The sequence below is a fragment of the Terriglobales bacterium genome (genome assembly GCA_035764005.1).
GTDB lineage: Bacteria > Acidobacteriota > Terriglobia > Terriglobales > Acidobacteriaceae > Gp1-AA112.
In genome coordinates this window covers 1-8,681 of record DASTZZ010000080.1, presented here as the reverse complement: position 1 = coordinate 8,681, position 8,681 = coordinate 1, and the positions used below count along the sequence as shown (strand labels likewise).

The window sequence follows — 8,681 nt, the reverse complement described above, 5'->3', positions numbered from 1 at the left end:
TCTGCCTCCAGGCTACCGCATCATATTCGTGCTCCATGACATCGAAGGATATGAGCACAACGAAATAGCGGAGATGATGGGATGTTCCATCGGAAACAGCAAGTCGCAGCTCCACAAGGCAAGAATGAAGCTGCGCGACCTGCTGAAGCTCAGCAAGGCAGAGAAGGCGGCACGCCGATGAGTGGGGGAGAACGTAAGAAGATGACGTGCGCAGAATTTCAAGAGGTCCTGCCCTACATATTTGAGAGCGGCGGCGACGCCAGCGAGATGGAACACCTGAAAACGTGCCCCGTCTGTTCCGATCTGGTAAAGGATCTCCGCTACATTGCGGATCAGGCAAAGCTGTTGCTGCCATTGCGCGATCCCAGCCCGCAGGTCTGGGATAACATCCAAAACTCGCTGGAACGCGAGGGACTAGTTCGGCCACAGGCTAAGGCGCAAAGCGCCGGAAAAAAAAAAGTAACTGAATTCGGCAGCCACGAAGCCACGAAGCTCCGCAGCCGCGAAGCTACGCCGGAGAAGCACTAGAGTTTTCTCACGTCTGAACGATCGTTTTCACAAAAGTCAGTACCGTCCGCGGTAGCGGATGGGTGAGTAGCTATTGCCTGAACTCGCCAGCATGCCTCGTAGATCCTAAGCCACTTCCTCTCCGGAACAAACGCGGGTTACTCCATTCCCTGCCCGGGAACGGGCACGGCACGGACTCGAGCTTCGGAGCTTCGCGGCTCCGTGGCTTCGCAGCTTACAAAAAAGAACCCCGGAATTTGTCGAAATCGCTTCTAGCCGTCCGACATACTTGCAGAGGAGGAGAAGCAGTTAAACCAAGACAATGCGAGTAATGGTCATCGTAAAAGCGAACAAAGATTCCGAGGCAGGAGTTCTTCCCGACAAAGAAATTCTCAGCAAAATGGGCAAGTACAACGAAGAACTTGCTAAAGCGGGCATCATGCTCGCCGGCGAGGGTCTGCAGGCCTCGTCCAAAGGAAAACGCGTAAAGTTCTCCGGGTCAAAGCGCACCATCACCGACGGTCCGTTCACTGAGACAAAGGAGTTGATTGCAGGCTTCTGGGTTTGGAAGGTTAAGTCAATTGAGGAGGCAGTCGAATGGCTGAAGAAAGCTCCATTCGACGGCGGAACCGAGATTGAGATTCGTCCGTTGCATGAGCTAGAGGAGTTCGGCGAGGAGTTCACCCCCGAACTGCGACAGCAGGAAGAGCGGGTACGCAAGCAGATCGCAACGAAAAAATAGTTAATTTCTTTCGGCTGCGATGTCGATCTGGGCAGACTCATTCGATCTACCAACAGGAGACGTGGAGCCGGCCGCCCCAGGGCCTGGTTCCTGAGCTACGAGAAACCGACGAGAGGAGAAGACCAGTGAAATTCCTGAGTATTTACAGAACTGTTGAGCGCGACGTTCCGCCGTCAGCCGAAGAAATGGCCGCGATGGGCAAGCTGATCGACAAATACATGCGCTCGGGCGCATTGCTGGCAACGGAAGGCTGTTTGCCGAGCGCGTTAGGCGCGCGCGTGCGTTTGTCGAATGGGAAAATCAGCGTGACTGATGGACCATTCACGGAAACAAAAGAAGTAATCGGCGGCTTCGCCATTCTGCAAGCCAAATCGAAACAGGAAGCAATCGAGCAAGCGAAGGAATTCTTGCAAGTGGCAGGCGACGGCGAATGCGAGATTCGGCAAGTGTTCGAAGCCGGAACTTGCGCGAACGCAGTCGCTTCCTGAGAAAGGCGAACACGAAGGTCACGATGTCAGAAAAGACGAGGTCACGAAGTACTCTCCGTGACCTCTTATTTGTTTCTCAGTGACCTTCGTGTTCGCTCTTGGTTTTGCCGTTCCCGTTCTTCAGGTATTTATCGAACCAATCGGCGGTGCGTTTGAGAGCGTCGATCTGGTCCTCGCGCTTAGCGAAGCCGTGTCCTTCGTTCGGATAGTAGTGCACGTCAACAGTGCGCCCCTCTTTCTTCAGGATCTCGACCACCTGCTCAGCTTCCTCTTTTGGTACACGTGGATCGTTCTCGCCCTGAAGCACTAACAGCGGCGCCTTTTCGTTTCGAATGTATTTCAATGGAGAATCGTCTTCGTAAATCTGGCGGTCCTTTTCCGGATCGCCTAGCAACGACTTCTCGTATTGCTGCAGAAAGGCATCTTCGTGCTGCAGCATTGTCAGCCAGTTAATGATTCCGTACTCCTCGACGGCCGCGGCCCACACGTCCGGCGTCTTGCCGATGGCCATCAAGGTCATGAAACCGCCGTAAGAGCCGCCAGTGATGCCGACCTTCTTTGCGTCAACATAGCCGCTCGATTTGAGAAAGTTCACAGCAAAGACTTCGTCCTGAAGATCGCCACCGCCGAGGTCTTTTACGTTCATTTCCTGAAACTTCCTTCCGTAGCCGGTCGAACCGCGCACATTGGGAGCAATGCAGATGTATCCACGCGTGGCCAGCGCCGCAGCCGTGCGATTGAAGAAGTCAGGAGTCTGGCCTGTAGGACCGCCGTGTGGAAGAATGACAGCGGCATTCGTGCCATCGCGCTTGAGATTGAATGGCACCCACACAAACGCACTGATCATAGTTCCGTCGAAGCTTTTATAACTCACGAGCTGCGACTGCGGCAGGAGAGCGGCATCGATGGTGTCGCTGGCCGACTTCGTGAGCTGTTGCGATTTCCCATCGCTCAGGGAGTATGTCCACAGATCGTTTGGACGCCGTGAACTCTGATGATTCAGCAGTACCTTCGTTCCGTCGGGAGAGAAGGCGGTTGGATTTCCGGTAAAGTCGGTAAGTCCTTCGGGCATCTGCACCGGTTGCGATGTTCCCGTTCCGGTATTGCCGATAAACGCGTGTGTGCGTCCATCCTCGTTAATGATGTAGGCGTATTGCTTCCCATCCGGTGAAAACGAGCTGGCGTGCGCATCCCATTGCGTATCGGTTACCCAGCGCAGCTTCTTGGTCGGCACGTCAAGAAGAGCCACATTGAAGTACCCGCCCTTCGCGTTCGAGGAGATGAGCGCAGTCTTGCCGTCGGAAGAAAGGTCGTCGCCTTCAAAGAGCTGCTGCCCGTCGTGGGCCGTGAGTTTCTCCGCTTTGCCGGTACTCACTTCGATCAGATACGCATCGCTGTCGGTAAAGAGCGCATTCCCGCGGTTCGCCAAAATGAATTTTCCGTCTCGACTCCAGCCAGCAGCGCTCCATCGGTGATCCTGTGCCTGCTCGTTGGTGAGCTTCGTGACCTGGCGGCTCTTCCAGTCCAGAATGGCAATATCCGTGACAGGGGACTCTTTTGGTTTGTAGGCAATTGCAAGCTTCTCGCCGTCAGGCGACCATAAGGGACTGCTCTCGGCAATCTTTTCCGTTTTGGTGAGGTTGACAGGGTTGCCGCCCTCAGCCGCCACAGCGAACAAATCCCAGATTTCGGCTCCGCCGACATCCTGCTGATAGACGATCCACTTTCCATCGGGAGACCAGGTGGCAGCGAATTGGCGGTCGTCAGAGTGGGTGAGTTGAATGGCGCCGCTTCCGTCGGAATGAATCTTCCAAACGTTCGTGCGCCCGCTCGCATTGCTTTCAAAAACAATTTCCTCTCCGTTCGGCGACCACGCTCCGCCGCCGATCGAGTGCGTGAGGAACAAGTCGTCGATTGGAACCGGCTTAGCAGATGCATTCGCCTGAGAGCGCAGGCTCTTCGGGTTGGTCGCGGTCCGATCCTCTGGACCTGAAGCGGCAGAGAAGGTGGTGACACACAGCGCAACAAAAGCGCAGACGGCTACAGATCCGAGCCTCTTCATTAGCTATCTCCCATTGCAGCGCAACAAGATAGCACTTCCTGGCAGGGAAGGGGACGGAGCACAACTACACACGCCTGCAAACTCAGTCGGCCAGGGCATTATTTCAGCGCAGAAGGACATTCATAGTGGCTCATTCAGCTTGTTTAGCGGCAATCCGGCTGTGCAGCGTTCACGACTGCTATGTGCGGCTCAGCCGTCGAGTGCGTCCACGCGCTGTCTCTGCGGTGCTGACTACGGCGTCGGCACGACTGCCTGCACTTCATTCGAGAACGAACTCTCGTTGCCGCCGCTGTCCACGGCAGTCACGACATAAAAGTAGGTCGTGCCCGCTTGCACCGTTGAATCCGTATACGTCAGAACGGCTACAAGTCCAGAACTGATCAATGCGTATGGGCCTCCGCTCTGGGTTCCGCGGTAGACCCGATATCCGGAGACCGTCGACGTGCTCGCGACCCAGCTTAATGAAACGCTGTGCTGCGGCGCAGTACCAGTTCCGGAAAGGGAAATCGACGTGGGCGAAGTTGTCGAGTTGCTGACAAAAGCAATGCTGCCAGGCAAGGATCCAGCGGCTTTAGGAGTGAAGGTGACAGAGAACGAAGCGGTTTGTCCTGCAGAGATGGTCAAGGGAAGTGTGATGCCGCTCAGCGAATAGCTGCCGCCGCTTACGGTAGCTGACGAGACAGTCACATTGCCGCCTTGTGCCCCCAGTGTCGCCGGCAAGCTGGTGGATGTTCCTGCAAGCAGGCTACCGAACGACAGCGAACTCGGCGATATCGTTAACTGCGCTACGCCGGTTCCGGTTAATCCAATACTCAGCGGAGTGTTGGCAGCGTTGCTGACTACCGAAATGCTTCCCGAAACTGAACTGCCGGAACTCGGGGTGAACTGCGCAGTGTAGGTAACGCTCTGGCCTACTGACAACGTGATTGGAAGCGTGACACCTGTAACGCCAAATGCCGATCCAGTAATGTTGATCTGGGAGATCGTCGCACTTGCCGTACCGGTGTTCTGAATGGTCAGGGATTGTGATCCGGTACTGCCCACCGCAACGCTGCCGAACGGGATCGATGTAGGTGATGGCGTCAATTGTCCTTGCGCGATGCCGAAGTTCACGCCTGTGCTGGAGCTTCCGTTGATCGTGATCGTCTGGCTGGCAGGATTGAACGTCACACCTGCCTTGCTTGGAGTAACCGTGTAGGTGCCATTCGCCAGTCCACCAAAGCTGTAATTTCCATTGCTGTTAGCAGTGGTGCTGGAGGACGCTGCGCCACTCAGTGTGACTGTGGCAGCGCTCCCTGATGCGGTAAGCGTTCCGGATATGGTTGCAGTGACAGATAGCTGTTGCGACCCGCCAATGCCGGACTGAGTTGCCGTTATCGTTGCCTGACCGACTGCAACGCCCGTTGCCAAGCCTGTTCCGCTGATCGTAGCCACAGTCGTACTCGATGAGCTCCAGGCAACCGAGTTCGTCAAAGTCTGTGTGCTCCCGTCGCTGAACGTCCCCGTCGCGGTGTACTGCTGGCTGGAGCCGATGTTCAGCGAACCTGATGCAGCGTTCACAGAAATCGACTGCAGCGTTGCCGAAGTGACAGTGAGTACAAACGTATTCGACACCACCCCACTTTGCGTCGCGTTCACGTTCGTTGTTCCACCGATGAGAGCAGTTGCCAGTCCTGCGGTCGTGATTGTCGCGACGGCGGTATTCGACGAAGTCCATGTGACGGAAGTGGTCAAGTTCTGCGTGCTGCCGTCGGTAAATGTTCCAGTTGCAGTGAACTGCTCGGTCGTGCCGTCGGCAATGGAGGAGCTTCCGGCGCTGATTGCGATCGACTGCAACACTGCCGCGGTCACGGTTAGCGCGACTGCGTTTGAGGTTATGCCGCCCTGGCTGGCGGAGACATTCGTAGATCCTACAGAGTTTCCGGCTGCCAGACCGCCGACGCTGATTGTAGCCACCGCTGTGTTCGAAGAACTCCAAGTAACAGAAGTCGTGAGGTTCTGCGTGCTGCCGTCGGTGAAGGTGCCAGTTGCGGTGAATTGATCGGTGCTGCCTTTTGCGATTGAAGTCTTCGGAGCATTGATCGCGATGGATTGCAGAACCGCGGCGGTTACGCTCAGCGCGACGGAATTCGAGGTGACTCCGCTTTGTGTAGCGCTGATATTCGTTGTCCCCGTTCCTGCTGCGGTGGCTAGGCCGGAAGCGTTTACCGTCGCCACGGAAGAATTCGATGATGACCAAGCCACGGAACTCGTAAGGGTCTGTGAGCTGCCGTCGCTGAAGGTACCCGTCGCCGTGAACTGGTCGGTTGTTCCTTTCGCAATCGAAGTCTTAGCCGCCGAGATCGTAATGGATTGCAGCGTAGCCGCAGTTACGCTCAGCGCGAGAGCGTTGGAGGTTATCCCACTCTGAGAGGCTGTGACGTTGGTTGAGCCCACGCCTTTGCCAGTCGCAAGCCCGCTCGAATCGATGGTGGCCACGCTCGTGCTTGATGAAGTCCATATGACTGAGTTGCTGATGTTTTGCGTGCTGCCGTCTGTGAATGTTCCCGTGGCTGTGAACTGATCAGTGGTGCCCTTCGCGATCGACGCGCCGGCACCGTTAATCGTAATCGAGCGCAATGTGGCGGCGGTGACGGTCAGTGTGATCGCATTAGACGTAATCCCGTTTTGGGTCGCGCTGATCGCACTGCTTCCCGTGGAGAGGCCGCTCGCCAATCCGCTTGCGCTGATGGCCGCGATAGCCGCGCTCGAAGAGCTCCACGTCACCGAATTCGTCAGGTTCTGCGTACTGCCGTCGGTGAAGGTACCCGTGGCACTAAATTGAGCGGTGGTGCCTTTTGCGATCGATGTGCCGCCGGCATTGATGGTGATCGATTGCAGAGTGGGTCCTGCGCCACCCGATGCACTGAAGTTCACTGCGGTTTGCGATGCGCCGTTAATGGTTACGGTCTGGCTGACGGGCGAAAAGGTGATCCCACTTTTCGTCGGTGTGACTGTGTAAGTTCCGTCGGAAATATTGGTAATGCTGTAGTTGCCATTTGCGTCCGCAGTCACGCTGGCGCTGGCGCTGCCGCTGAGGGCGACGGCGGCTCCTGCCGTGCTCGAGGCCGGCGCCAGCGTTCCCGAAATGGTCCAGGTTTGCGGAGCAATCGTGGACTGTCCGACATTGGCGCCCGCGGTTCCGCAGCCGCTGATGAATGTCGATACGACTGACAAGCAGACAAGAAAGCTTCCAAGCTTAAAGAGTCTCTCGCTCACGGGCACACTCGTCCTGTATTCAGTGCTTGGCCATAGCGGCCAGCGAGCCAGAGGATGGATATCGATTTCCAGGAGGAACGGTTGGCGTCAGCGTTCCTAGGGCAATCAGTTGCTAGACCACCCGGAAGTTGCGCTCGGTGGGTGGGGGATGCGGCGCTGCAAAAAGTCTAGGCAGGGCGGCTCAAGGCGCATAGATGCCGCCAGACCGTGTCCTCAGGCGTATAGAACCAGAGGTCGCTGTACCTTGGGCCGATAAAAGAAGTGGCAGACGAGGTGAGACCGACGTGGCGGGATTACGAGTCGTTTGGAGAGTTGAGGCATCTCTGGCATTCTGAACTGTAGCTCCAACAAATTTTTTGCTTACAAAATGTTCAGGGCCAGAGGATGGATTGCGGCCAGAGAGACGAGATGACGATTACCGAACGAACGCAGCTTAGACGATTACCAAAACGTGGCGCTCATGATCCAGAAACCATTCGAGCAATTCTGGATGCTTCCTTTTTAGCACACGTCGGGTTCAATGTGGAAGGCCAGCCATTCGTAATTCCCACGCTCTTTGGAAGGGAAGAGGACAAGCTCTTTATGCATGGCTCGGCGGCAAGCCGGATGCTTCGTCATCTGGAGACAGGTGTCCAGGCGTGCGTGAACGTCACCATCGTCGACGGACTTGTGCTGGCGCGTTCTGCCTTTCATCACTCGATGAACTATCGTTCGGTGGTTGCATTCGGGACGGCACTCAAGATCGAAGGGCGCGAAGAAAAGAATCATGCGCTGCGGAGGATTTCGGAACACTTGATTCGCGGCAGATGGGAAAATGTTCGCCAGCCTACGGATCAGGAATTGAAAGCTACGTCCGTACTGGAATTTTCGATCGAAGAAGCTTCGGCCAAGATCCGGACCGGACCTCCCGCCGATGATGAAGAAGATTACGCGTTGTCGATGTGGGCGGGTGTGTTGCCGCTCAGGCTTGTCGCGGAATCGCCGATTCCCGATTCGAGACTCGCAGATGGTATTCCGGTTCCTGAGTACGTGAGCCGATACAGAAAAAGCTAGAGCGAACACGAAGGTCACGAAGGCAAAAACAAGAGGTCACAATGAAAAGCGCCGGATTGCTCCGGCGCTTCTTCGCTTGAGCGCTATGCGATTAGGAGTGCTCGCCTGGGTGCATCACTCGGAAGGTATTGCCGCCTTGGCTCCAGACGAGTACCAGCGCGTCCTGTCCGGCAGGTACGTTCGACAATGCTTGCTGGACGTCCTGTGCGGATTTCACCGGTTTGCGATCTACCGACACAATAACGTCGCCGCTCGCAATTCCAGCGTTGTCGGCTGGGCTGCCCGGCACTACGCGTTCTACCACTGCGCCTTGCACGTCGCTGGGCGCCTGTAGTTGCTCGCGAACGTCGGGATTGAGATCGGACAGGCCGAGTCCCCAGCGCGCTTTGCCCTGCGGGTTGCTCGCGCTTTCCTGGCCGTGCTTGTTGCCGCCTAGCTCTTCGACGGTCACAGGGATGTTCATCGACTTTCCATTGCGCATTACGTCGAGATGAATCGTCGTTCCGGGCTGCTGTTGGCTGACCAGCACCTGGAGTTGGCCGGCATCTGAGACTTCGCGCCCGTCCATCTT

The 8,681-nt window shown here is 56.3% G+C and carries 8 protein-coding genes; 5 read left to right on the top strand and 3 right to left on the bottom strand.

The window, feature by feature from the left end; translation table 11 throughout:
- From VFU50_13615 to VFU50_13600, 4 genes are all read left to right on the top strand, one after another.
- On the top strand, positions 1–181 hold a 181-nt coding region (locus tag VFU50_13615), incomplete at its 5' end, for a sigma factor-like helix-turn-helix DNA-binding protein (GenBank protein HEU5233896.1).
- A gap of 20 nt (positions 182–201) precedes the next feature.
- Positions 202–528: a hypothetical protein gene (locus VFU50_13610; GenBank protein ID HEU5233895.1), complete on the top strand. Its 327-nt coding sequence runs from the start codon at positions 202–204 to the stop codon at positions 526–528.
- Positions 529–829: 301 nt separating this feature from the next.
- Positions 830–1,249 carry a YciI family protein gene (locus VFU50_13605; protein HEU5233894.1) on the top strand — a complete coding sequence of 140 codons (420 nt, stop codon included), beginning with the start codon at positions 830–832 and terminating at the stop codon, positions 1,247–1,249.
- A 125-nt stretch (positions 1,250–1,374) separates the two neighbouring features.
- Entirely contained in the window at positions 1,375–1,737 is a 363-nt protein-coding gene (locus VFU50_13600; GenBank protein ID HEU5233893.1) for a YciI family protein, read from the top strand.
- Between the two features lie 76 nt (positions 1,738–1,813).
- On the opposite strand, the gene VFU50_13595 is transcribed toward VFU50_13600, so the two are convergent.
- Together VFU50_13595 and VFU50_13590 are read right to left on the bottom strand one after the other, a co-directional pair.
- Entirely contained in the window at positions 1,814–3,799 is a 1,986-nt protein-coding gene (locus VFU50_13595; GenBank protein ID HEU5233892.1) for a S9 family peptidase, read from the bottom strand.
- Positions 3,800–4,030: 231 nt separating this feature from the next.
- Complete coding sequence (locus tag VFU50_13590; protein HEU5233891.1) at positions 4,031–7,057, bottom strand: Ig-like domain-containing protein; 3,027 nt, start codon at positions 7,055–7,057, stop codon at positions 4,031–4,033.
- Between the two features lie 408 nt (positions 7,058–7,465).
- Here VFU50_13590 and VFU50_13585 point away from each other — a divergent pair, with 408 nt between their 5' ends.
- The gene (locus tag VFU50_13585) at positions 7,466–8,110 is read left to right on the top strand and encodes a pyridoxamine 5'-phosphate oxidase family protein (protein HEU5233890.1); all 645 of its coding nucleotides are present in this window, start codon (positions 7,466–7,468) and stop codon (positions 8,108–8,110) included.
- Between the two features lie 91 nt (positions 8,111–8,201).
- On the opposite strand, the gene VFU50_13580 is transcribed toward VFU50_13585, so the two are convergent.
- The coding region (locus VFU50_13580; GenBank protein HEU5233889.1) for a PDZ domain-containing protein at positions 8,202–8,681 on the bottom strand (480 nt) is incomplete at its 5' end.